The 24,168-nt window shown below is 70.6% G+C and carries 14 protein-coding genes; 11 read left to right on the top strand and 3 right to left on the bottom strand.

What is annotated here, in order from left to right:
- Positions 1–4: 4 nt before the first annotated feature.
- A complete protein-coding gene (locus tag LQ757_RS04945; RefSeq protein WP_231046073.1) occupies positions 5–775 on the bottom strand; it encodes a spermidine synthase in 771 nt (256 codons plus the stop codon).
- 264 nt (positions 776–1,039) lie between these two features.
- On the opposite strand from LQ757_RS04945, the gene rpoB reads away from it, so the two are divergent.
- The 4 genes from rpoB to LQ757_RS04965 all read left to right on the top strand — a co-directional run bounded on the left by rpoB (position 1,040) and on the right by LQ757_RS04965 (position 10,621).
- The gene (gene rpoB / locus LQ757_RS04950; RefSeq protein WP_231046074.1) at positions 1,040–4,531 is read left to right on the top strand and encodes a DNA-directed RNA polymerase subunit beta; all 3,492 of its coding nucleotides are present in this window, start codon (positions 1,040–1,042) and stop codon (positions 4,529–4,531) included.
- 43 nt (positions 4,532–4,574) lie between these two features.
- On the top strand, positions 4,575–8,471 hold the full coding sequence (rpoC, locus tag LQ757_RS04955) for a DNA-directed RNA polymerase subunit beta' (RefSeq protein WP_231046075.1): 3,897 nt from the start codon (positions 4,575–4,577) through the stop codon (positions 8,469–8,471).
- Between the two features lie 176 nt (positions 8,472–8,647).
- On the top strand, positions 8,648–9,325 hold the full coding sequence (locus tag LQ757_RS04960) for a hypothetical protein (protein WP_231046076.1): 678 nt from the start codon (positions 8,648–8,650) through the stop codon (positions 9,323–9,325).
- Between the two features lie 93 nt (positions 9,326–9,418).
- The gene (locus LQ757_RS04965) at positions 9,419–10,621 is read left to right on the top strand and encodes an alkaline shock response membrane anchor protein AmaP (protein ID WP_231046077.1); all 1,203 of its coding nucleotides are present in this window, start codon (positions 9,419–9,421) and stop codon (positions 10,619–10,621) included.
- A 24-nt stretch (positions 10,622–10,645) separates the two neighbouring features.
- Here the strand turns inward: LQ757_RS04965 and LQ757_RS04970 are convergent, their stop codons facing one another.
- Complete coding sequence (locus tag LQ757_RS04970; protein WP_231046078.1) at positions 10,646–11,407, bottom strand: hypothetical protein; 762 nt, start codon at positions 11,405–11,407, stop codon at positions 10,646–10,648.
- 11 nt (positions 11,408–11,418) lie between these two features.
- Positions 11,419–11,970 carry a hypothetical protein gene (locus tag LQ757_RS04975; RefSeq protein ID WP_231046079.1) on the bottom strand — a complete coding sequence of 184 codons (552 nt, stop codon included), beginning with the start codon at positions 11,968–11,970 and terminating at the stop codon, positions 11,419–11,421.
- Between the two features lie 108 nt (positions 11,971–12,078).
- On the opposite strand from LQ757_RS04975, the gene LQ757_RS04980 reads away from it, so the two are divergent.
- From LQ757_RS04980 to LQ757_RS19365, 7 genes are all read left to right on the top strand, one after another.
- Positions 12,079–13,188 carry an Ig-like domain-containing protein gene (locus LQ757_RS04980; RefSeq protein WP_231046080.1) on the top strand — a complete coding sequence of 370 codons (1,110 nt, stop codon included), beginning with the start codon at positions 12,079–12,081 and terminating at the stop codon, positions 13,186–13,188.
- Between the two features lie 22 nt (positions 13,189–13,210).
- Complete coding sequence (locus LQ757_RS04985) at positions 13,211–17,554, top strand: type VII secretion EssC family protein (RefSeq protein ID WP_231046081.1); 4,344 nt, start codon at positions 13,211–13,213, stop codon at positions 17,552–17,554.
- A 127-nt stretch (positions 17,555–17,681) separates the two neighbouring features.
- Positions 17,682–18,257, top strand: a complete 576-nt coding sequence (locus tag LQ757_RS04990; protein WP_231046082.1) for an FHA domain-containing protein — start codon at positions 17,682–17,684, stop codon at positions 18,255–18,257.
- A gap of 95 nt (positions 18,258–18,352) precedes the next feature.
- On the top strand, positions 18,353–18,646 hold the full coding sequence (locus LQ757_RS04995; RefSeq protein WP_056010942.1) for a WXG100 family type VII secretion target: 294 nt from the start codon (positions 18,353–18,355) through the stop codon (positions 18,644–18,646).
- Positions 18,647–18,708: 62 nt separating this feature from the next.
- Positions 18,709–19,338, top strand: a complete 630-nt coding sequence (locus tag LQ757_RS05000) for a WXG100 family type VII secretion target (RefSeq protein WP_231046083.1) — start codon at positions 18,709–18,711, stop codon at positions 19,336–19,338.
- Positions 19,331–19,642 carry a WXG100 family type VII secretion target gene (locus LQ757_RS05005; RefSeq protein WP_231046084.1) on the top strand — a complete coding sequence of 104 codons (312 nt, stop codon included), beginning with the start codon at positions 19,331–19,333 and terminating at the stop codon, positions 19,640–19,642. Before LQ757_RS05000 ends, LQ757_RS05005 begins: the two co-directional genes overlap by 8 nt.
- Before the next feature lie 27 nt (positions 19,643–19,669).
- Positions 19,670–24,160 (top strand): glycohydrolase toxin TNT-related protein, encoded by a 4,491-nt coding sequence (locus LQ757_RS19365; protein WP_231046085.1) that lies wholly within the window; start codon positions 19,670–19,672, stop codon positions 24,158–24,160.
- Positions 24,161–24,168: the final 8 nt, after the last annotated feature.

Below are 24,168 nucleotides of genomic sequence, written 5' to 3' on the forward strand. Positions count from 1 at the left end.
CGGGTCAGCAGGCTCCCCAGAGCGCGAAGTCGAGACGCGCGCCGGTGAGGACCTCGGCGGGGTGCGGGCCGTTCGCCGCGAGCCGCTCCGCGAGCCGGCCCGGCAGCCCGTCGGGTGCCGCGACGAGCACCGCGTTCCCCTCATCGGCGCCCGACAGCACCGAGGCGTCGCCCGTGACGAGCAGCTCGGCGCTCGGGTCGGCGCGGGCGACGGCGCGCGACTGCGCGCGCAGTCGCGCAAGTCCCGAGGCATCGGCCACGTTCACGGCCAGCAGCCCGTCGGGGGCGACGAGCGCGAGACATCCGCTCATGAACTCCGGCGTCGCCACGAAACCGGGCGGTTCGAGCCGCGAGTACAGGTCGACGATGACGACGTCGAACGGCGCCTGCGACGCGAGGTCGCCGATGACGGATGCCGCATCGCCGACCACGAGCGCGATGTCGGCGCCCACCGGCAGCGGCAGGCGAGCCAGCACGAGCTCGAGCAGCTCGGGATCGAGCTCGACGACCACCTGCCGCGAGCCGGGCCGGGTCGCGGCGACGTAGCGCGGGAGCGTGAGCGCGCCGCCGCCGAGGTGCAGCGCATGCAACGGTGAGCCCGGCAACCCGATCGCGTCGATGACGTGGCCGATGCGGCGCACGTACTCGAAGAACAGTCGGGTCGGGTCGCCGGGGTCGACGTGCGATTGGGCCGTGCCGTCGACGAGCAGCGTGAGTCCGGAGGCCGAGAAGACGTCGGCCTCGAACTCGATGCGATGCTGCCGCTGCGGCTCCACGGATGCATCGTCCCACGTGAATTGCTCGCGCGAAGCTGGGTTATACCTGAGATCTGCGGCGAGGTCAAGAATCGACTGGACATGGCGCGTCTCGAGCCATATAGTTAACCTTTGCGCTCCCAGACCCACCATGCCTTCATATTGCGGTCGGCTTCGTGCGTGTCGAGACCTCCAGGTCTCCGGCATCAGCACCTCGTCTGAGGGGTACTCAACTCTCCGCTACCGACAGTGAACCGGCCCCGATGGGCCATGGAGGTTATTCACTTGGCTGCTGCGCGCAACGCAACCACGCCCACCCCCAAGAACGGACGCGGTGCCAGCCGCCTCTCGTTCGCGAAGGTCACCGATACCCTCACGGTACCCGACCTGCTCGCACTCCAGACCGAGAGCTTCGACTGGCTCGTCGGCAACGACACCTGGAAGGCCCGCCTCGCCGAAGGCAAGGCCGCCGGTCGTCAGGATCTGCCCGAGACCACCGGCCTCGAGGAGATCTTCGAGGAGATCTCCCCGATCGAAGACCTCGGCGAGACCATGCAGCTCTCGTTCACGAACCCCGAGCTCGAGCCTCCGAAGTACACGATCGACGAGTGCAAGGAGAAGTCGAAGACCTACTCCGCCCCGCTGTACGTGAACGCGGAGTTCATGAACCACCTCACGGGTGAGATCAAGACCCAGACCGTCTTCATGGGCGACTTCCCCCTGATGACCCCCAAGGGCACCTTCGTCATCAACGGCACCGAGCGCGTCGTCGTGTCGCAGCTCGTGCGCTCGCCGGGCGTCTACTTCGAGCGCACGCCCGAGAAGACCTCCGACAAGGACATCTACTCGGCACGCGTCATCCCGAGCCGCGGTGCGTGGCTCGAGTTCGAGATCGACAAGCGCGATCAGGTCGGCGTCCGCATCGACCGCAAGCGCAAGCAGTCGGTCACCGTCTTCCTCAAGGCCCTCGGCCTCACCTCCGAGGAGATCCTCGAGGAGTTCGCCGGCTACGAGTCGATCGCCCTCACCCTCGAGAAGGACAACATCCTCACGAAGGAAGAGGCGCTCAAGGACATCTACCGCAAGCTGCGCCCGGGCGAGCAGGTCGCTGCCGAGGCCGCGCGCGCGCTCCTCGACAACTTCTACTTCAACCCGAAGCGCTACGACCTCGCCAAGGTCGGCCGCTACAAGATCAACAACAAGCTCGGTCTCGAGGCGCCCCTGACCGACTCGGTGCTCACGGTCCAAGACATCGTGGCCACGATCAAGTACCTCGTCGCCCTCCACGACGAGCGTGAGACGATCGCCGGTCGCCGCGGTGGCAAGGCCGTCGACATCCGACTCGACGTCGACGACATCGACAACTTCGGCAACCGTCGCATCCGCGCGGTGGGCGAGCTCATCCAGAACCAGGTGCGCACGGGCCTCAGCCGCATGGAGCGCGTCGTGCGCGAGCGCATGACGACCCAGGACATCGAGGCGATCACCCCGCAGACCCTGATCAACGTGCGACCCGTCGTCGCCGCGATCAAGGAGTTCTTCGGAACGTCGCAGCTGTCGCAGTTCATGGACCAGAACAACCCGCTCGCGGGCCTCACGCACAAGCGCCGCCTCTCGGCGCTCGGCCCCGGCGGCCTCTCGCGTGACCGCGCGGGTGTCGAGGTCCGTGACGTGCACCCCTCGCACTACGGCCGCATGTGCCCGATCGAGACGCCGGAAGGCCCGAACATCGGCCTCATCGGCTCGCTCGCGTCGTTCGCCCGCATCAACTCCTTCGGGTTCATCGAGACCCCGTACCGCAAGGTCGTCGACGGCAAGGTCACCGAGCAGATCGACTACCTCACCGCGATGGAGGAGGACGACTACATCGTCGCCCAGGCCAACGCGCCCCTGACGAAGGACTCCCACTTCGCCGAGCAGCGCGTCCTCGCCCGCAAGAAGGGCGGCGAGGTCGACCTGTTCCCCGCCGACGAGATCGGCTACATGGACGTCTCGCCGCGCCAGATGGTGTCGGTGGCGACCTCGCTGATCCCGTTCCTCGAGCACGACGACGCGAACCGCGCCCTCATGGGTGCGAACATGCAGCGCCAGGCCGTGCCGCTGCTGCGCAGCGACTCGCCGTTCGTCGGCACGGGCATGGAGGGCTACGCCGCGATCGACGCCGGTGACGTCATCACCGCCGACAAGGCCGGTGTCGTCGCAGAGGTCTCGGCCGACGCCGTGACCGTGCAGCTCGACGAGGGCGGCACGCAGACCTACTTCCTGCGCAAGTTCGACCGCTCGAACCAGGGCACGTCGTACAACAACCGCGTCATCGTGAACGCGGGCGAGCGCGTCGAGGCCGGCGAGGTCATCGCCGACGGTCCCGCGACCGACAACGGCGAGCTCGCGCTCGGCAAGAACCTGCTCGTGGCGTTCATGCCGTGGGAGGGCCACAACTTCGAGGACGCGATCATCCTCAGCCAGAACCTCGTGAAGGACGACGTGCTCTCGTCGATCCACATCGAGGAGTACGAGGTCGACGCGCGCGACACCAAGCTCGGAAAAGAGGAGATCACGCGTGACCTCCCCAACGTGAGCCCCGACCTGCTCGCCGACCTCGACGAGCGCGGCATCATCCGCATCGGCGCCGAGGTGCGCCCCGGCGACATCCTCGTCGGCAAGGTCACGCCGAAGGGCGAGACCGAGCTCTCGGCCGAAGAGCGGCTCCTGCGCGCGATCTTCAACGAGAAGAGCCGCGAGGTCCGCGACACGTCGCTGAAGGTGCCCCACGGTGAGCAGGGCACGATCATCGCCGTCAAGGTGTTCGACGCGCAAGACGGAGACGACGAGCTCGGCTCGGGCGTCAACCAGCGCGTGGTCGTGTACATCGCGCAGAAGCGCAAGATCACCGAGGGCGACAAGCTCGCCGGCCGTCACGGCAACAAGGGCGTCATCTCGAAGATCCTCCCGGTCGAGGACATGCCGTTCCTCGCCGACGGAACCCCGGTCGACGTCATCCTGAACCCGCTCGGCATCCCCGGCCGCATGAACTTCGGCCAGGTGCTCGAGACCCACCTCGGGTGGGTCGCAAAGCAGGGCTGGAAGGTCGAGGGCAACCCGGCGTGGGCCAAGAAGCTCCCGAAGGACGCCCACGAGGCCGTGCCCGGCACCAAGGTCGCGACCCCGGTGTTCGACGGCGCGTTCGAGGAGGAGATCGCGGGTCTGCTCGACTCGACGCTCCCCAACCGCGACGGCGAGCGACTCATCGACTCGAGCGGCAAGACGCAGCTCTTCGACGGCCGCTCGGGCGAGCCCTTCCCGTACCCGGTCTCGGTCGGCTACATGTACATCCTCAAGCTGCACCACCTCGTCGACGACAAGATCCACGCGCGTTCGACGGGCCCGTACTCGATGATCACCCAGCAGCCGCTCGGTGGTAAGGCGCAGTTCGGTGGTCAGCGATTCGGTGAGATGGAGGTCTGGGCGCTCCAGGCCTACGGCGCGGCCTACGCGCTGCAGGAGCTCCTCACGATCAAGTCCGACGACATCCTCGGCCGCGTCAAGGTCTACGAGGCGATCGTCAAGGGCGAGAACATCCAGGAGCCCGGCATCCCCGAGTCCTTCAAGGTGCTCATGAAGGAGATGCAGTCGCTCTGCCTGAACGTCGAGGTCCTCTCGGCCGACGGCACGGCGGTCTCGCTCCGCGACACCGACGACGAGGCCTTCCGTGCAGCGGAAGAGCTCGGCATCAACATCTCCGCGCGCTTCGAGTCGTCGAACATCGACGAGATCTAAGCCAGGCCAGTAGACGACTACAGAAACTTTCCAAGGAGAGAAATTGCTCGACGCAACGACTTTTGACGAGCTTCGCATCGGCCTGGCCACCGCAGAGGACATCCGCAAGTGGTCCTACGGTGAGGTCAAGAAGCCCGAGACCATCAACTACCGCACCCTGAAGCCCGAGAAGGACGGTCTGTTCGGTGAGCAGATCTTCGGCCCGAGCCGCGACTGGGAGTGCGCGTGCGGCAAGTACAAGCGCGTGCGCTTCAAGGGCATCGTCTGCGAGCGATGCGGTGTCGAGGTCACCAAGTCCTCGGTGCGCCGTGAGCGCATGGGCCACATCGAGCTCGCCGCCCCGGTGACGCACATCTGGTACTTCAAGGGCGTGCCGAGCCGTCTCGGCTACCTGCTCGACATGGCGCCGAAGGACCTCGAGAAGGTCATCTACTTCGCCGCCTACATGGTGATCGACGTCGACGACGAGGGTCGTCACGCCGACATGCCCGGCCTCGAGAACGAGCTCCGCCTCGAGATCAAGACCATCGGCGACCAGCGCGACGCGCGCATCGCCGAGCTCATGAAGCGCAAGGAGGCCGAGCTCGAGCAGCTCGAGGCCGAGGGCGCCAAGAGCGACCAGAAGAAGCGCGCCGAGGCGGCCGCCGACAAGGAGATGACGCAGGTCCGCAAGTCGGGCGACGAGCAGATCGCGCACCTCGAGCGCGTGTGGGAGGACTTCCGCACCCTCAAGGTCGGCGACCTCAAGCCCGAGGACTCCGTCTTCCACGAGCTGCAGGACCGCTTCGGCATGTACTTCGACGCCTACATGGGCGCCGAGGCCATCAAGAAGCGCCTCCTCTCGTTCGACCTGGCTGCCGAGGCCGAAGACCTGCACCTGCAGATCGCCGAGGGCAAGGGCCAGAAGAAGATCCGCGCCATCAAGCGCCTGCGCGTCGTGAACTCGTTCCTCGCCACGGGCAACTCGCCCGCCGCGATGGTGCTCGACGTGGTGCCGGTGATCCCGCCCGAGCTGCGCCCGATGGTGCAGCTCGACGGCGGCCGGTTCGCGACATCCGATCTCAACGACCTCTACCGTCGCGTGATCAACCGCAACAACCGCCTGCGTCGCCTGCTCGACCTCGGTGCCCCCGAGATCATCGTCAACAACGAGAAGCGCATGCTGCAGGAGGCCGTCGACGCCCTGTTCGACAACGGCCGCCGCGGTCGCCCCGTCACGGGTACCGGCAACCGCGCCCTCAAGTCCCTGAGCGACATGCTCAAGGGCAAGCAGGGTCGATTCCGCCAGAACCTGCTCGGCAAGCGCGTCGACTACTCGGGCCGTTCGGTCATCGTCGTCGGCCCGCAGCTGAAGCTGCACCAGTGCGGTCTGCCCAAGCAGATGGCGCTCGAGCTCTTCAAGCCGTTCGTGATCAAGCGCCTCATCGACCTGAGCCACGCGCAGAACATCAAGGCCGCCAAGCGCATGGTCGAGCGTTCGCGCCCGCAGGTGTGGGACGTGCTCGAGGAGATCATCCGCGAGCGTCCCGTGCTGCTGAACCGCGCGCCCACCCTGCACCGCCTCGGCATCCAGGCGTTCGAGCCGCAGCTCGTCGAGGGCAAGGCGATCCAGCTGCACCCGCTCGTGTGTGCCGCGTTCAACGCCGACTTCGACGGTGACCAGATGGCCGTGCACCTGCCGCTGTCGGTCGAGGCCCAGGCCGAGGCGCGCATCCTGATGCTCGCGTCGAACAACATCCTGAAGCCGTCCGACGGCCGTCCGGTGACCCTGCCCTCGCAGGACATGATCATCGGCCTGCACCACCTGACGACCGAGAAGCCCGGCGCCGCCGGCGAGGGCCGCTCGTTCTCGTCGATCGCCGAGGCGATCCTCGCGTTCGACCAGAACCGTCCGGGCGAGCTCGCGCTCGACCTGGGTGCGAAGGTGAAGATCCGTCTCGAGGGCCTGCACTTCGCCGAGGGCGAGGAGCCCGAGGGCTTCGAGCCGGGCAAGCCGTTCCTGGTCGAGACGACCCTCGGTCGTGCCCTCTTCAACGAGGCGCTGCCGGTCGACTACCCGTTCTTCAACCGGCAGGCCGGCAAGGGCCAGATCTCCGAGATCGTCAACGACCTCGCCGAGCGCTACCCGAAGACCGAGGTCGCCGCGACCCTCGACCGCATCAAGGACGCCGGCTTCCGCTGGGCGACCCGCTCGGGCGTGACCGTCGCGCTCTCCGACATCGTGACCCCGCCGAACAAGGGCGAGATCGTCTCGAAGTACGAGAAGCAGGCCGCCAAGGTGCAGTCGCAGTTCGAGAAGGGTCTCACGACCGACCTCGAGCGTCGTCAGGAGCTCATCCAGATCTGGACGAAGGCCACCGACGAGGTCGCGGTCGCGATGCGCGACAACTTCCCGGCCGACAACACCATCAACCGCATGGTCACGTCGGGTGCTCGTGGTAACTGGCTGCAGGTGCGCAACATCGCCGGCATGCGAGGCCTCGTGAACAACCCGAAGGGTGAGATCATCCCTCGCCCGATCATCTCGAGCTACCGCGAGGGCCTCTCGGTCGCCGAGTACTTCATCGCGACGCACGGTGCCCGCAAGGGTCTGGCCGACACGGCCCTCCGTACGGCCGACTCGGGTTACCTCACGCGTCGTCTCGTCGACGTCTCGCAGGATGTCATCATCCGCGAAGACGACTGCGGCACGACCAAGGGCCTCGACCTGCCGATCGCGACGATCGACGCGTCGGGCGAGCTCGTGCGCGACCCGAACGTCGAGAACGCGGTCTACGCCCGCAGCCTCGCGGCCGACGCCGTGAACGCGAAGGGCGAGGTCGTGGCCGAGGCCGGCAGCGATGTCGGCGACGTGCTGATCAACGAGCTCATCGCCGCCGGCGTCGAGTCGATCAAGGTCCGTTCGGTGCTCACCTGCGAGTCGGGCGTCGGCGTCTGCGCGAAGTGCTACGGCCGTTCGCTCGCGACCGGCAAGCTCGTCGACATCGGCGAGGCCGTCGGCATCATCGCGGCCCAGTCGATCGGCGAGCCCGGCACGCAGCTCACGATGCGTACCTTCCACACCGGTGGTTCGGCTTCGGCCGACGACATCACGCAGGGTCTTCCCCGCGTGCAGGAGCTCTTCGAGGCGCGTACCCCCAAGGGTGCGTCGCCCATCGTCGAGGCTCCGGGTCGCATCACGATCGACGAGACCGACAAGCAGCGCAAGGTCATCCTCACGCCCGACAACGGCGACGAGCCGATCGCGTACAACGTGCTCAAGCGTTCGACGCTGCTCGTGGAGGACGGCCAGCACGTCGAGCTCGGGCAGCAGCTCATCGTCGGCACCGTCGACCCGAAGGAGGTCCTCCGGGTCAAGGGCGTCCGCGAAGTGCAGAAGCACCTCGTGAACGGCGTGCAGGACGTGTACCGCTCGCAGGGCGTGCCGATCCACGACAAGCACATCGAGGTCATCGTGCGCCAGATGCTGCGCAAGGTCACCGTCGTCGACCACGGCGACACCGACCTGCTGCCCGGCGAGCTCGTCGACCGCCTGAAGTACAACGAGATCAACCGCGCGACGCTCACCGAGGGCAAGAAGACCGCCTCGGCCCGCCAGGAGGTCATGGGTATCACCAAGGCCTCGCTCGCGACCGAGTCGTGGCTGTCGGCCGCGTCCTTCCAGGAGACGACCCGCGTGCTCACGCAGGCCGCCATGGAGGGCAAGTCCGACCCGCTGGTCGGCCTCAAGGAGAACGTCATCATCGGCAAGCTCATCCCGGCGGGTACCGGCCTCGGCAAGTACCGGAACGTCGCGGTCGAGGCCACGGAGGAGGCGAAGGCGGAGCGCTACCCGAACCGCATCTTCACCGACGACGCGGCCTTCAGCGAGGGCGACCTCAGCTTCGTCGACTTCGACGCGTTCTCGAGCGACGACTTCACGCCCGGCAACTACAGCTAGGCGCGACGCGTTACGAACGAAGGGCCCCGGAGCGATCCGGGGCCCTTCGTCGTGCCTGCGACGGATGTCCCGCCGCGAGGCGATCCGCGTCGGTGCGGTTGCTGACAACGGCCGCGAGCCGGCGATACGCTCGGCTCACCGACACGACCCCGAATCGTCCCAGCGCAGGAGGCGCGATGACCGAGCCATCCACGTCTTCAGACCGGCGTCCGCTGGCGAAGCGCCCGGTCTTCTGGCTTGGGCTCGTGGCAGCATTGCTCGCGATCGTCGTCGCGCTCGTCGTCGGCATGCTGATCGGCGGGGCGACGGGAACCGCGCCGACGCCGTCGCCGACCTCGGTCGATCGGCCCACGCCGGCCGCGCAGACGCCGGCCGCGGTCGTCATCCCGCCGGCTCCCGACGCGGCTCCGATCCCCGACGACTGCACGGGCATCTATACCCGCGACTGGCAGGGCGAGCTCGCGCTCGCGCTGAACCCGGCATGGACCGACGCGCCCGAGAGCGGCGTCCGGTATGCAAGCGACGACGTTGGCCTGCAGACGATGCTCGAGGGCACCAGCCGGCTCACCTGCATCTGGGCCACTCCCGAGGGTGGCAGCGATGTCGGCATCACGACCAACGTCGCGGTGCTCACCGACGTGCAGCAGGGCGAGACGATCACCGCCCTGGGCGACCTCGGCTACAACTGCTACGAGGAGCTCGAGGGCACGAGATGCGTCTTCGAGCAGGAGGGCGACGTCGGGGCGTTCGGCGAGTCCCACTTCTTGCGATCCGGCATCTGGATCGCGACCGGCTGGGTGAATGCGGCACCCGACGGCTACACCCATGACATCGTCGCGGCGATCTTCGGCTGATGACCGTGCGGCGCGGGATCCTGCGCGGCGGCGGGTCTCGGCGTTACAGTGGGGCCGACAGCGGGCACGAGGGTGCCCGGAAGGAGCCCGACCATGAGCAACACGACTCCCGGTTCCGAGCCCGACCGCGCCGACGAGCCGTCGGGCGTGCCCGATGAGGCCGCTGTCGACGAGACGGCGGGCGACGAGACGACTCCCGACGCGACGATCGGCGAGACGGCGGCGGATGACGCAGCCATCGACGAGGCGGCACGCGAGCAGCCGGCGGTCGAAGAGGTGGCGCTCGCCGACGAGCCCATGACGGACCACGAGCCGGCCGCGGCCGAGCCGGCCGCGGCCGAGCCGGCCGCGTCCGAGCCGACCGGCCACGAGTCGACCGCACCCGAGCCCGCCGAGCATGACCTGAGCAACCACGAGCCACCGGCCCCGGAGCCCGCAGCCTCCGAGCCGACGACCCCTGAGCCGATCGCCCCCGAGCCGATCGCCCCCGAGCCCGAGCCCGAGCCCGAGCCCGAGGCGACGACCTCGCGCCTCGACGAGGCCGTCGCGCGCGCGAACGCGGGCGCGGCGGCATCCGAAGACGACGGCATCGACGACACCCGAGCCACGCCCGAGCCCGTGCCCGCTGGATCGGTGCGACGCGAGACGTATGTGCCCGCCTCGACCGCGGCTGCGGGTGCCGCCGCGGGGGCGGCGACGCTCGCACCCGAGCCCGAGCCGCTCTACGTCGCGCCGACCCCCGGCCCGCAGACCATCTACGTGCAGGCGCCGACCCCGCCCAAGCGGAAGGGCAACCGAGGGTTCGGCATCCTGGTGGCCCTCGTCGGCACGGTGCTGTTCGCGCTGCTCTACGCGGCCATCGGCTACCTGGTGCTGCTGGCCGGGCCCGATCCGTCGGGTGTCTTCGCGCAGTTCCTCGCCCGCGCCGTGTTCTGGGTGCCGATCGTCGCGTTCTTCGTCGGCTTCATGCTGCTCGCCGTCATCATCAACCGCGGTCCGTGGTGGTCGTACGCCGTGTTCGGACTCCTCGTCGCGGCACTCGTCTACTTCTCGTACATCGGCGGGGCGCTGATCACGGTGCAGGCGTGGAACCTCACGGTCGACGAGGCGTCGGCGTTCGTGTCGCAGCGCTGGCTCGACCCCTTCGCGATCGTGGCGGCGGCGATCGCCCGCGAGATCCCGATCTGGCTCGGCGGCTGGATCGCCGCCCGCGGCCGGGGTGTCACCGAGCGAAATCGGCTCGCGCTCGAGGAGTACGACCGCCAGATCGCGGCCGGTCCGCAACCGCAGGGCTAGCGGTATCGCGGAGGGTCCCGGCCGTCAGCCTTCGCAGGCGACGACCGGGTCGGCGGGCGCCGCGACGTCGACGGGTTCACCCCACGCCGAGAAGCTGAACGTCCCGTCGCCGCTCGTGTCTCCGGCTGTGAACGCGACGGGCAGCGGTGCTCCATCGCGCGCGACCGTGAGGATGCCGACGGGCGCCTCGGCCGAGCCGATGATCACCTCGACGACCGTGTCGGCATCGGCCGGGGGCACGACCGCGACCGACTCGCCGGTGCCGAGCAACGCCGCGATGAGCGCGCCGGGTTCGAGCAGCGGCGCCCATTCGTCGCGCACTGCCGTGGTGCCGATTGAGCACACCCAGCCGCGTGCGGTGTCGGCGAGGCCGGTCGCGGCCGCGTAGGCGTCGTTGCCGGTCGTGTAGGTGCGCCCGTCGACCATGGCGACCTGCGCCCGCTGGTCGCCGGCGGTCACGACGGCGGATGACCCGGCCCGTCCTCCTTCGAATTCGACGGTCAGCACTCGGCCGGGCATCGGTTCGGCTTCGGGGGCGCCAGCGGTGAGTTCGGTGAACGTGCCCGAATACTGCACCGTGCCGGCGGCACGCACGGCGTCGACGATCTCGTCGGCCGCCGCGGTACCGCCGAGCAGCCAGAGCCCGTTGCCCGCGATCGGGCCGTCGGTCTGCCCCGCGCCGACCGACGGGGTCGCGATGACCTGGGTCGACGCGCTCGCGCACCCGGTGAGCAACAGCACGGCGGCGATGCCGGCGACCGGGAGCAGTCGTCGCGTGCGGGACACGGTTCGACCGGTCACGCGCCGAGGTCGGCGACGCAGGCGCCCTGGCCGCGCTGGGAGCCGAGCGTCGCGGCGTCGAGGGAGACGTCGTCGGTCGTCGACGCGGGGCGGACGACGAAGCACGTGTCGCTCTCGTACAGCGCGGTCGCGGCGGGGATCCAGGCCTCGTCGCCGTGCACCCATTGGGTGAGGTCGACGACTTCGCCGTCGCCGTGCACCGCATAGAGTGCGACGTCGCCGTGGGGGTCGCTCCACGTCAGGTGCACGTTGCCGCCGTCGTCGGAGATCTCGAGCCCGGTGACCCGCACCGAGTCGTCGGTGAGTGCCGCGACGATGAGCCATGCAGCCAGCCCGAGCAGTGCGAGCACGGTGAGCCCGATCGACACGATGAACGCGGGGTGGCGCCACCACTTGCGCTCGGCCTGTGGTGCCTCGGCGAGCTCGGGCAGCACCGACGGGGTCGTGCCGAGCGGTCTCACGACGCCCGCTGTGTCGAGCCGCGGCTGCCCGGGAGCGGTGCCGACCATGGCGCGCGCGGCGACCGGCGGCCGCAGTTCGTCGGACATCGCTCCCCTTCGTCGACCGCGCAGATGGCGGGGCTGATCGGCCGCTGGCGACCGCGTACCATGCTATATCGGGTGCTCGGACGCCCGAGACGGGACGACGGGAGCACGATGGCGGGGGTGATCGGCTCGGTCGTTCGTGCCGTGACGACCTCCGCCGGCGTTCTCGCCCTGTCATTCGCAGCCTTCGTCGTCCCGGCGTCGGCGAGCGCCGAAGAGGCCACGACCCCGTCGAGCTCATCGCCCACCTCGGTCGCCGTGCCCTATCTCGGCACCGCGACGATCGAGCCCGCCCAGGGGTGGCGCATCAGCGACTGCGCGGGGCCGGCAGCGGCATCCGATCTGGTCATCGCGTGCGACGAGGGCCGCATCATGCTGTCGGCGACCGAATACGATCCCGAGGCCGTGCCGGTCACCCTGCCGGTGTCGATGAGCAACGGCCGCACGTCGATGGTCTTCGAGTACCGGGTGACGCTCGCCGCTCCCGAGGCGCCGACGCTCGCCTCACGACGCGCACCCGGTCCGGTCGCGGCCGGATCGGTGCTGCTCGTGCCGATCAGCGACCTCGGGGTCGAGTGCATCGTCTGCGCCGAGGGCGGCGCGCTCGCCGGGGTCGCCGTGCTCCCCGCCGAGGCGGGATCGCTCGCCGCGACACCCACGCATCTCGTGTTCCGCCCGGCGCGCGACTTCACGGGTGATGCCGAGCTCGTGGCCCGCTTCGCCGACGACTTCGGCACGTGGTCGACCGACGCGAAGGTCGTCGTGCCCGTCTACCGGCCGGGCCCCGAGGCGCTCATCGCGCAGAGCGTCTTCACGCCGCGCGACGCCGACGGATCGGCCACCGTCGACCTCGCGGCGCTCGCCTTCGCCTCCGACGGGGCCGAAGCGCACCTCGCCGGGTGCGGCGCGGCGATCCACGGCAGCGTGACGTGCGCCGCCGACGGTACCGCGCGCTACACGTCGGCGAACGATGTCGCGGTCGACCAGTTCAGCTTCCGCGTCGTCTCGGCCGACGGCGAGCAGGCGAGCGGTTCGGTCACCGTCGTCGGCGAGGCATCCGACCTGCCGCAGACGGGCCCGGTGCCGGTGCTGGGTTCCGGCAGTGACGACGGCGTCGCGACGCGGGTGGTGCCGCGCGTTCCCGTCGAACGCGAACAGACATCCCGCGGCGGCGTGTTCGCCCCGCTCATCGGCACACTCGATCGGGTCGGCGCGCGCTGAGCGCTGAAGGAGGACGCAACGCATGACGGTACGCATCACGGTCGACGATCCGGCCCGGAGCGCGAGCGGCTCGTGGCTGCTCGAGGTCGACGAGGCCACGACGGTCGGCGAGGCCGCCGAGTCGCTGGGCGTCCCCTCGACGCTGCTCGACCCGACGGCACCCGGCGATGCACCGCTCGGCGAGTCCACCGTGCTGTCGGGCGCGCGCCTGCCCGCCGACCGGCAGCGCACCGACCAGGTCGCGCCCGGCACCCTGCGCCTCGAAATCGTGGGTGGACCGTTCGCGGGGGAGTCGGTGCCGATCACCCGCGGCGCGACCCTCGCCATCGGTTCGGCGTCGAACGCGACGATCGCGATCGCGGACCCGTCGCTCGCGCCGCTGCATGCGACCCTCGCCGTGAGCCCGACCGCCGTCGGCGAGAACGGGCGCACCGCCCCGCTCACCGCGACGGTCACGCCGGCGGCTCCCGGGCTCCCGATCTGGGTGAACGGCGAAGCGGTCGAAGCGCCCGTCGATGTGGTGCCGGCCGACCTCCTGCAGCTCGGCAACAGCATGCTGCGCATCGGCGTCGCCCCCATGCCCGACGCCGACCTCACCCGCGACGCGCTCGGCGCCCGTGGGTTCAACCGACCCTCGCGCATCCGCCCGGCGCAGGAGCAGCCCGTCGTGCAGCTGCCCGGCGACAAGCCCGCCGACCCCGACCAGTCGCCCATGCCGTGGCTGTCGGCGATCATCCCCGTCGTGCTCGGCGTGACGATGGCGATCGTCTTCGGCCGCGCGATCATGCTGCTCATGGCGGCCGCGAGCCCGATCATGGTAATCGGGTCGTTCATGGCGAACCGGCGCATGGCCAAGCGCAAGGGGCTGCAGACCGAGGGCCAGTGGATCGACGACGTGAAGGCCGCGGGGCGCCGCATCGCCGAGCTCGCCCGCATCCAGCGCATCGCGGCGTGGTACCGGCTGCCCGACCCGGTCGTCGTCGCCGACATCGCCACGGCGCCGTCGGCGCGCCTCTGGGAGCGACGCCGCGGCGATGAAGACGCACTGCTGCTGCGTGTGGGCGTCACCGAGGTCGCGCTCGACGTGCGCTTCGAGGGCGGCGGCAAGGACCGCACGATCACGCCGCGCGTGGGCGTCACGCCGGTGCCGGTCGCCGCCGACCTGCGCAAGGGCGTCGTCGGCATCGCCGGACCCGCCGACGCGGCGCGCAGCGTCGCCCGGGCGATGCTGGCCTCGTTCGCGACGCTGCGCTCGCCGCGCGACGCGGAGATCATGATTCTCTGCGACGACGCCGATGCCGAGGCGTGGGCTTGGGCGCAGTGGCTGCCGCACGCACAGCCCGCGGGCCGCGTGCCGGCGATGTTCGGCAACACCGACGACTCGCGCCGCGAGCGCCTGCGCGAAGCCGCCGTCGCACTCGAGCTGCGCATGCGCGTGGCCGGCCAGCGCGGCGCCGAGGCGCCCGGCGATCTCGTCATCGTCGTCGACGGCGCGCGCGACCTGCGCATGCTCCCCGGCATGGTGCCGATTCTCGAGCACGGCACCGCCCACCACATCCACGTGATCGCACTCGACACCGAGCGGGCGCGACTGCCCGAAGAGGCGAAGAGCGTCGTCGTCATCGACGGGGCCGACGCGGCGCTCGCCAGGTTCGAGACGGGTTCCGAGTATTTCCCGACGGTGCTGGTCGACGGGCTCTCGCTCGCGCGCGCCGAGCAGGTGGCCCGCAGCCTCTGCTCGATCCGGCACGTCAGCGGCGTGGGCGACGATGCGATGCTGCCGACGAGCGTGCGTATGGTCGACCTGCTGAAGATCGACCTCGACGACCCGTCGCACCTCGTGAAGCGCTGGCAGACCCAGCCGCGCAACACCTTCGTGGTCGTCGGCGCCAACGCCGACGGCGAGTTCGCGCTCGACATCTCGCGCGACGGCCCGCACGCGCTCGTCGCCGGCACGACCGGCTCGGGCAAGTCGGAGTTCCTGCAGGCGCTCGTCGTGAGCCTCGCGATGGCGAACCGCCCCGACGCGTTGAACTTCGTGCTCGTCGACTACAAGGGCGGGTCCGCGTTCGCCGACTGCGAGCGGTTGCCGCACACGGTCGGCATGGTGACCAACCTCGATGCCCGCGAGACCGAACGTGCGCTCGCCTCGCTCGACGCCGAACTGAAGCGCCGCGAGCGCGTGCTGCGCGACATGAACGCGAAGGACGTCGACGGGGCGTGGGCGAAGGACGCGGAGACCGCGGCGAAGCGCGGACTCGCCCGCCTCATGATCGTCATCGACGAGTTCGCCGAGCTGCGCACCGAACTGCCCGAGTTCATCGACGGCCTCGTCCGCATCGCCCGCGTCGGCCGCTCGCTCGGCGTCAACCTCGTGCTCGCGACCCAGCGCCCCTCGGGCGTCGTGACGCCCGAGATGCAGTCCAACATCAACCTCAGGGTGGCGCTGCGCGTCACCGACCGGGCCGACTCGGCCGATGTGCTCGGATCGGGCGAGGCGGCGCTCATCAGCGCCGCGACGCCGGGCCGCGGCTACGTCCGCCTCGGGCCGTCGGCCGCCCCGCAGGGGTTCCAGACCGCGCGCGTCGCGGGCATCCGCCCCGGCGTTGCGCGCTCGGTCAAGCAGCTGCCGCGCAAGGCGCCGCTCGAGTGGTCCTCGCTCGGCTTCCCGGCGAAGTTCCCGGCCGCGGCCGCGACGCACGCCGCCAACACCGACCACGACGACACCGACCTGCGCGCCCTCGTGAACCTCATCACCGCGGCGACCCAGCAGCTCGGCATCGCGAAGAACCCGTCGCCGTGGCTGCTGCCGCTGCCCGCGGTGCTGCCCCTCGACCGGTTCGAGGACCAGCAGATCCCGCAGACCTCGATCGTGCTCGGCCTCGAGGACGTGCCGGGCGAGCAGTCCCAGCGCAGCCTCACCTGGGATGTCGCCGAGGGCTCGCACCTGCTGTTCCTCGGCGGTTCGATGTCGGGTCGCACGACCGCGCTGCGCACCTCGCTCGCCCAGGTCGTGCAGCAGTTCTCTCCGGCCGACCTGCACCTCTACGTCATCGACTTCGGCAACGGCGCGCTGCTGCCGTTCGTCGACGCCCCGCACTGCGGCGCGGTCGTGACCCAGCTCGACGCCGACCGCCTGCCGCGGCTCATCCAGCGCCTGCTCGAGGAGCTCGGCCGGCGGCAGGCGATCCTCTCGGCGGCGGGCGTCGGCCACATCAGCGAGCAGCGCGCGCAGTCGGCTCCCGCCGAGGCGCTGCCCTACACGATCGTCGCCATGGACGGCTGGGAGCGCATGCTCTCGACGATGAACGCCGACCAGCTCATCACGTTCCGCGACCAGTTCATGCGCGTGCTCCGTGAGGGCCCGGCGGTCGGCGTGCGCGTGCTCATCACGGGCGACCGGGGCATCTCGGGCGACAAGATCACGTCGTTCATCGACGAGCAGTACGTGCTGCCGATGCGCGACATCAGCGACTACCGCACCGCGGGAATCCTTGCGAAGGACATCCCGCTCGACCTCCCGCCGGGGCGCGTGCTCTACGGATCCGCCGGCAACGAGGCCCAGCTCGCGGTGCTCGTGCGCGACACCCGCGGAGAGGCGCAGACCACCGCGCTGCGCCGCACCGTCGAGCGGGTGCGCGACCACTTCGACCGCTTCCCGCAGCTCGCGGAGCTGCCGCGGCCGTTCCGTGTCGACCCGCTGCCGACGTATCTCGCGCTCACGGCGTCGTACGAACTGCCGCTCGGCGAGTCGGGTCCCGCCGAAGGCCCGGTCGTCGCGGTGGGCGGCGACCAGCTCTCGCGCTTCACGCTCGACTGGCCCGCCGAGGGCGGCTTCGTCGTCGCCGGCAGCCGCAAGTCGGGCAGGTCGTCGGCGCTCGCCGCGGTCGTGCACCAGCTCGCGTGGCGCAAGGAGCCCATCCTCGTCGTGTCGTCGCGCCAGTCGATCCTGACGGATGTCGCAGCCGGGCACTCGATCCCCGTCATCGCCGCGGGCGACACGTCGCCGGCGCATCTCGACGACGTGCTCGACGGGCTCGGTGAACGGGTCACGGTCGTCGTCGACGATGCCGAGCAGTACAAGAACGCGCCGATCGAGCACGCCCTCACGGGCATCAAGCATCGCGCGACCTTCATCGTGTCGGCCGACACCGAGGCGGTGTCGACCCTGTTCGGCGGCCCGATCGTCGAGGCGAAGAAGTCGCGCCGCGCGCTCGTGCTGCGACCCGAGAGCGCCATCAACGGCACGCAGGTCGTCGGCTCGCCGATCCCGAAGTTCATGCTCGGCCGGGCGTCGGCGGGCGCGGGCGTGCTCACCACGGCGGCGGGGTGGCTGCCGGTGCGGGTCCCCGACATCCGCCAATGAACGCGTCGGATGACCCGTCGTAGACTTGGTGCCGTTGTGCGCGCCGCCCGCGCACCTCGACGAAGGGACGACATCAGTGGCTTCTGCGCGCTGCGCCTACTGCGACGCAACCCTTCAGCCGAACAGCATGTACTGCCTCGAATGCGGCCAGCTCATCCCGCAGGAGCCGGCACGTCCTCCGGTGCCGGCGCAGTTCGCGCGCCCCGCGGCCCCGGCCGCCGCCGAGGCTCCCGCGCCATCGGCGCCGCACCCCGCGTCGCGCATCGAGCCGGTGCCCCTGCCGGGCACGCTCCCGTGGCAGCAGCGCCCCGCAACGGCATCCGATACGCCCTCGGCGACGCGCCCTGAACCGCAGGCCGCTGCGGTGCCGGTCGAGCGCATCGAGCTCGCGTTCTCCACGGGCCAGCGCGTGATCGTCGGCGGCAGCGCCGTCATCGGCCGCAAGCCCGCCGACACCGCGCTCGCGATGGGGGTGCAGGCCATCGAGGTCGCCGACGACACCCGGTCGGTGTCGCGCGTGCACCTGTTCCTCGACCTCGCCGAGGGGGTCATCACGGTCGGCGACGCCGGTTCGAGCAACGGATCGGGCGTCGAGCGAAACGGTGCCGTGGCGCAGCTCGAGAGCGCCGGTACGCGCGTCGAGGTCGTGCCCGGTGACACGGTCTGGGTCGGCGACATCAGCTTCGCCATCCGCGCCGCCTGACCGTGGGATGGGGAGGGCTCCCCATTCGACCGCCGGTGCCCGGTTGGTAGCGTACTGAGCACACCCAAGATTCTCGTTGATCCACGGAGGAAACCATGGCGGAGATCCGCGTCACTTCAGACTCCCTCGCCGGCGTCGCCGGGCAGCTCTCGAGCGGCTCGCAGTCGATCGAGTCGCAGCTGTCGAACCTGAAGTCGCTCGTCGAGGGCCTCATCTCGGGCGACTGGTCGGGCACCGCCTCGCAGAGCTTCAACGAGCTCTACTCGCAGTGGGACCAGGCGGGCCTGCAGCTGAAGGAGTCCCTCCAGGGCATCAGCGACCTGCTCAACCAGGCCGCGCTGTCGTACGAGGACAGCGAGAACGCGATCGCCGGCACGTTCAACGGCTGACGGTTCAGACGGGTTCGGTCGGCGCGTGAGACGCGCCGGCCGAACGTTCTCGGAGGGGTGAGATGGTCGCATTCAGGGTACGCGCCGCGGCGCTCAGCGAGGTCGCCGCACTGCTCGGCACCGTGATCTCGACGTTCGACACGAACCTGTCGACGGTCGACGGCGCGGTCAAGCGCACGGTCGACGTGAGCTGGAAGGGCGAAGACGCCGACAGCTTCTCCGAGGGCTGGGCGACGTTCATGACGACCGCCGGCTTCGTGCGCCAGTCGCTCGCGGCACTGCAGGCGGGCCTCATCGCCGCCGACGGCTCGTACACCCAGAACGAGAGCGGGGTGCAGCGCTCGTTCACGGGTCGCGCCCCCGCCGTGGCGGCCCTGCGGTCGTCGCAGGGCACGCTCGGAGCGCGCGTCGCCCGCGGTGAAGACCGAGCCGAAGACATGGCCGAGTTCTTCGGGCGCGATTACGCCGGCGACGACGAGGTCGAGCAGTTCGGCGGCGGCGCGATCGGCCGCCCGGGCGCCGGCCAGGGCACGAAGTCGGGTCCGGCCGACACCGACGGCGACGGCGACGACGATTCGATCGGCGAGGGCGTGTTCCTCATCCCCGACGGCCCCGAGGGCGACCAGTTCCGCGGGGACGCCCCTGGCGAGGCATCCGCCGCCCTGATCGAAAGCGAGCGCAACGATGGCTGAACAGCAGGCCGACACCGCCGAACTCAAGGCGCTCGCCGACACGCTCGGCGAGCTCGTGAGCTACTGCACGGCGCTGAAGCAGGGCGCTGCCGGCTTCGCATACATGCTTCCCGCCGAATGGCAGGGTCCTGCGATGGCGAACTTCCTCGGCATGTTCGAGAAATGGCAGCTCGGGGCCGAGGCGATGACGCTCGCGGCCGAGGGGCTGCAGGACCAGGTCTCGGGTGCGCACACGGCGTACACCGAGACGATCGAATCGTTGGACGAAGCGTGGTCGAAGCTCGCCGCGGCGTTGAACGGCTAGACGGCTTCGACGAAGGAAGGAACCACGGTGGCTTCGGTTCAGCTTGATCCCGCACGTCTGGTGACCGACGGCGACAGCCTCTACGGCATCGCCAACTCGCTCAGCCAGGCGGTGCGCGCCTGCGAGTCCGCGCTCGGCTCGACCGGCGGCATGGCCGGCGACGAGGAGTCGGCCCAGGTCTTCGCGCAGGGCCAAGACGGCGAGCCCGGGTACGACCAGTACGCCGTCGACGTGCTCAAGGGCGCGCTCGGCATCGCGAACTCGCTCAAGGTCGTCGACGCCGCCCTCGGCAACTCCGCCCGCGCCTACGACGGCGCCCAACTCGTCGGCGCGTTCAAGCCGGCCTCGTCGTCGAGCTTCCCCGAGGCGACGGCGACCATCAGCGAGCCTTCGGCGAGCGTGCCGACCGCGCTCGGCAAGGGCCCCGAGACCCCGCTCGGCGAGTTCGGGGAGTTCCTCCAAGACGCGCTCGCCAAGCTCGGCGTCATGCTTCCCGACGCCGACACCGGCAAGCTCGGCAGCGCAGAGTCGGCGTGGAACACGCTCTCGGGCGACATCACCCGCATCCAGGGACAGGTCGACGCCGGGTTCACGAACGTGTCGGCGATGACGCTGCCGCAGCAGCAGAGCATGCTCTCGTGCCAGCGGTCGCTCTCGACCACCCTCGGCAAGGTCTCGGAATCGGCCTCGTCGATGGGCGGCTTCGCGCGCAGCATGATCGACTCGGTCAACAAGGCGTGGGAGGAGATCGGCTGGTTCATCGCCCAGATGGCCGTCGAGATCGCGATCGAGATCGGCCTCGGCGCGCTCCTCGGCGCCGTCACGTTCGGAGCCGGCGCGGCCGCGATGGCGCTGAAGATCGCCACCACGGTCATGCGCTGGGCGCTGAAGATCGCCGCACTCTGCAAGAAGCTGCGCGTGCTCGTCATGGCGGCCCTGCGCATGGCGCGGATCGCGATCCGAGCCGGTGCGATGGTCATCCGCGAGACGCTGTCGGCGGGACTCGCGAGCGCGATCACGACGGCGTCGTTCAACCAGGTCCGCGGCGCCCTCGACCCGAACTACCAGCCGCAGAACGTGCTCAACGCTGCGCTGTCGGCGGCCGCCGGCGGCGCCGCGGGCGGCGGCGCCTCGCGCGTCGGCGGTCGCCTCACCTCGAACGTGAACCCCGGCGCGTTGCAGCGGCTCACGCACATCGGCGTCGAGACCGGCGGCGGCGCGATCGACGGCCTCGTCAGCGGCGCGGCCGAGGCGGGACTCAACGGCACGCCGTTCAGCCCGCTGAGCTCGATGGCCGCCGGCGCGCTGCTCGGCGGTGCCCTCGCGGGTCGACCCGGCGGGAATGTCGGCGCGCCGAACGCGCCCACCGGGCCCGGTGGCAACGGGTCCGGCTCCAACGTCGACGCCCCCGACCTCAGCGGCATCCCGGCCGGCGGCACCGGCACCGGCTCGTCGAACCAGGGCGGCGGCGCAGGCACGGTCGACGTCTCGAACGACGCGCCGACCCCGGGTACCGGTGGCGCGAGCACGCAGAGCGGGGGCGGCACGTCGGTCGAGGTGCCGTCGGATGCCCCGACCCCCGGTTCCGGCGACGCCGGCACGCCGGCGGGCGGTGACGCATCGGGCATCGACCTGCCTTCGGCCGACGGGTCCAGCGGGCCCGACCTTCCGAGCACGCCGGATGCGCCGAGCGCACCGGACGCGGGCACGCCGGATGCGCCGAGTGCACCGGAGACGGGCACGCCGGATGCGCCGAGTGCACCGGAGACGGGCACGCCGGATGCGCCGAGCGCGCCGGAGGCGGGCACGCCGGATGCGCCGAGCGCGCCGGATGCGGGGACGCCGGATGCGCCGAGCGCGCCGGAGGCGGGCACGCCGGAGGCGGGGACGCCGGATGCGGGGACGCCGGACGCGCCGGCCACGCCGGATGCGGGGACGCCGGATGCGCCGACCACGCCTGACGCGGACACTCCCGATGCTGCGAGCCCCGAGGCATCCGCGCCTGACGCTCCCGCCGCGCCCGAGGCGCCGGCCGCCGACGCACCGAACGGTCCCGACGCCGACGCGCCCGTCCCTGCGGCATCCGGTGCCGGTTCATCCAAGCCCGAATCCGACGCGACCGTGCCCGACGCCGATGTCGAACTGCCGGCCGACGGACTCGACGTCGCCAACGGTCCCGCAGCGGGCACGCTCGATGCCGAGTCGTCGGCCGACGCCGGTGACGGCTCGACCCCTGCCGAGGGCCCCCAGCCCGACGAGGTCGCCGCAGCGGGCAGTGCGGTTGCGGCCGCCGCCGGTGGTGCCGCACTGCTCGCGAAGCCCGGGCCGCTCGGTGCGAAGCCGTCGATGCCGAGCACGCCCTCCTCGCCGATCGCGCCCGCCTCGCCGAGCGCGGCCGATGCGAGCGTGCCTGCTGATCCGAGTGCTCCGGCTGATGCGAACGCGCCGGCCGACGCGAACGCGCCCACCGAGGCCGGCACCCCCGACGACGCCTCTGCCGCCGCCGACGGCAACGACGACGCGCCCGCGAGCACCCCCGACACGTCGGCGAACAACCGCACCGAGCGCACGCCGCAGGAGATCCTGGCGGCGCTCAATCAGATCAACCCCAACTACGACCCGAGTGATCCGTCGAACGGGTACGCCACGAACTGCGGCAACACCTCGGCGAACATGAACGACTTCTTCAACGGGTCGCCGAGCGCCGAGGCGCCCACCGGAACGCTCGACATCGACGAAATGGAGGCGCGCACGGGCAACCCGCAGACGCCGATGACGCCCGACCAGATCGAGGCGTCACTGCGGGCGCTCGGCCCGGGCTCCCACTGCGTGGTGGGCATCGACCGTTCACACGGCGACGGCCACTGGTTCAACGCCTACTTCGACGGCACGAACGTGTGGGTCGTCGACGCCCAGCCCGGCACGATGAGCCCATGGCCCCCGAATGAGCCTGACGCGACGACCTGGGACGCATCGATCCCGCCCGAGCACGTCGCACCCGCAGCGCCGACGACGTCGACGGCGTCGACGCCCGACGCGTCGACGCCCGATGCCTCGACCCCCGATGCCTCGGTGCCCGACGCTTCAACGCCCAAGACGAGCACCCCGGCGACCCCCCAGCCTGCGATGTCCGGCGACCGCAGCACGAGCCCCGACGCGGAGCCGCCCCTCGAGGGCGCCGGCGACCCGGTTCTGTCGGGCGCCGAGAGCGGCCCCGGCTGGGAGCGGGTGCCCGATCGGACCCCCGAGAACCCGATCGACCCGAACTACGGCGACGTGCGGGCGCCGGGGGAGAGCGGCCACCTGGCCGACCCCTACGCTCACCCGGGCACGATTCCGACCGACATCGCGCACCTGATCTCCGACCCCGACGCGCCCTACGGCCGAGGCCCCGACGGTTCGCCGTTCACGCGCGAGGAATGGGAGTCCCGCTACACGAACGCCGATGGTCGGCCGATCTATCCCGGCAACGACGGCGGCACGCCCGGCTCGTTCGTGGAGTTCCACGACCTCGACGCGTTCATCGCGAACTACGGCGATCAACTCGACCGCATGGGCGGCCCTGCCGGGGACTTCCTCTCGTTCCCCGGCACCCCGTTCGAGCACCGGGCGCTGCCGCCGAGCAATCTCAGCAGTCCCTACTTCACCTACGACCTCGGCAGCGCCATGCCGGCCGGCACGCGCATCGAGGTCTCCGAGATCGCACCGGCGTTCGGTCGCGACGGCGGCGGACTGCAGGTCCGCATCCTCGACGCCGACGGCAACCCCATGTCGGTCGACGAACTCCTCGACCGAGGCATCCTGCGCCAGCCCGAAGCCGACGCGCCATCCCGTGCCGCAGCACCCGAGGGGCACGCCGAGCCGTCGGAGCCGATCGAGCCGCAGGCGGATCGCGGTCATCGGACGCGCGGGTCGGCCCAGAGCATCGATGCGATGCTGGCCGAGCTCGATGCGGAGCTCGCGAGCCGTGGGATCGACTCGGACGCACCGATCCCCGACGACGTCCGTGCCGAGATCGAACGCGAGTCGCGGATCGAGGCGACCGGTGAGGGCTTGACCCCAGCCGGAAGCCTCTCGACACCGAACTCGCCCGAGACCGACGGGCTGAACGGCCCCGAACTCGCCCGTGAACTTCGCGACCTCACCCCGACGCCCGAGCTTCGTGTCATGGTCAACCAGGCTTCGCCCGGGCACGACCCGATCTACACGAACGTGAGCGCGACGTCGTTGCAGGCCGATCACATCCACCCGCTCGTGCAGATCGTCGACATGCCGGGCTTCCGCGATCTCACGTGGCCGCAGATGCTCGAGGTCGTGAACCTCGCCGACAACTTCGTCGGCCTCGAGGGGGGATCGAACTCCTCGAAGGGTGGACGCACGTTCGCCGAGTGGTTCGCGGCCGGCGGCCACCAGGGTCGAGCCCCGGTTCCGGCGCACGTCGCGGCTGCCTGGTCTCGCATCGGCGAGCAGGCTGAGGCGGCCGTGCAGGCGCACATCGACGAGCTGCTGCGCGGCTGACGCGAGAG

It is taken from the genome of Agromyces cavernae (genome assembly GCF_021044935.1).
Classification (GTDB): domain Bacteria; phylum Actinomycetota; class Actinomycetes; order Actinomycetales; family Microbacteriaceae; genus Agromyces; species Agromyces cavernae.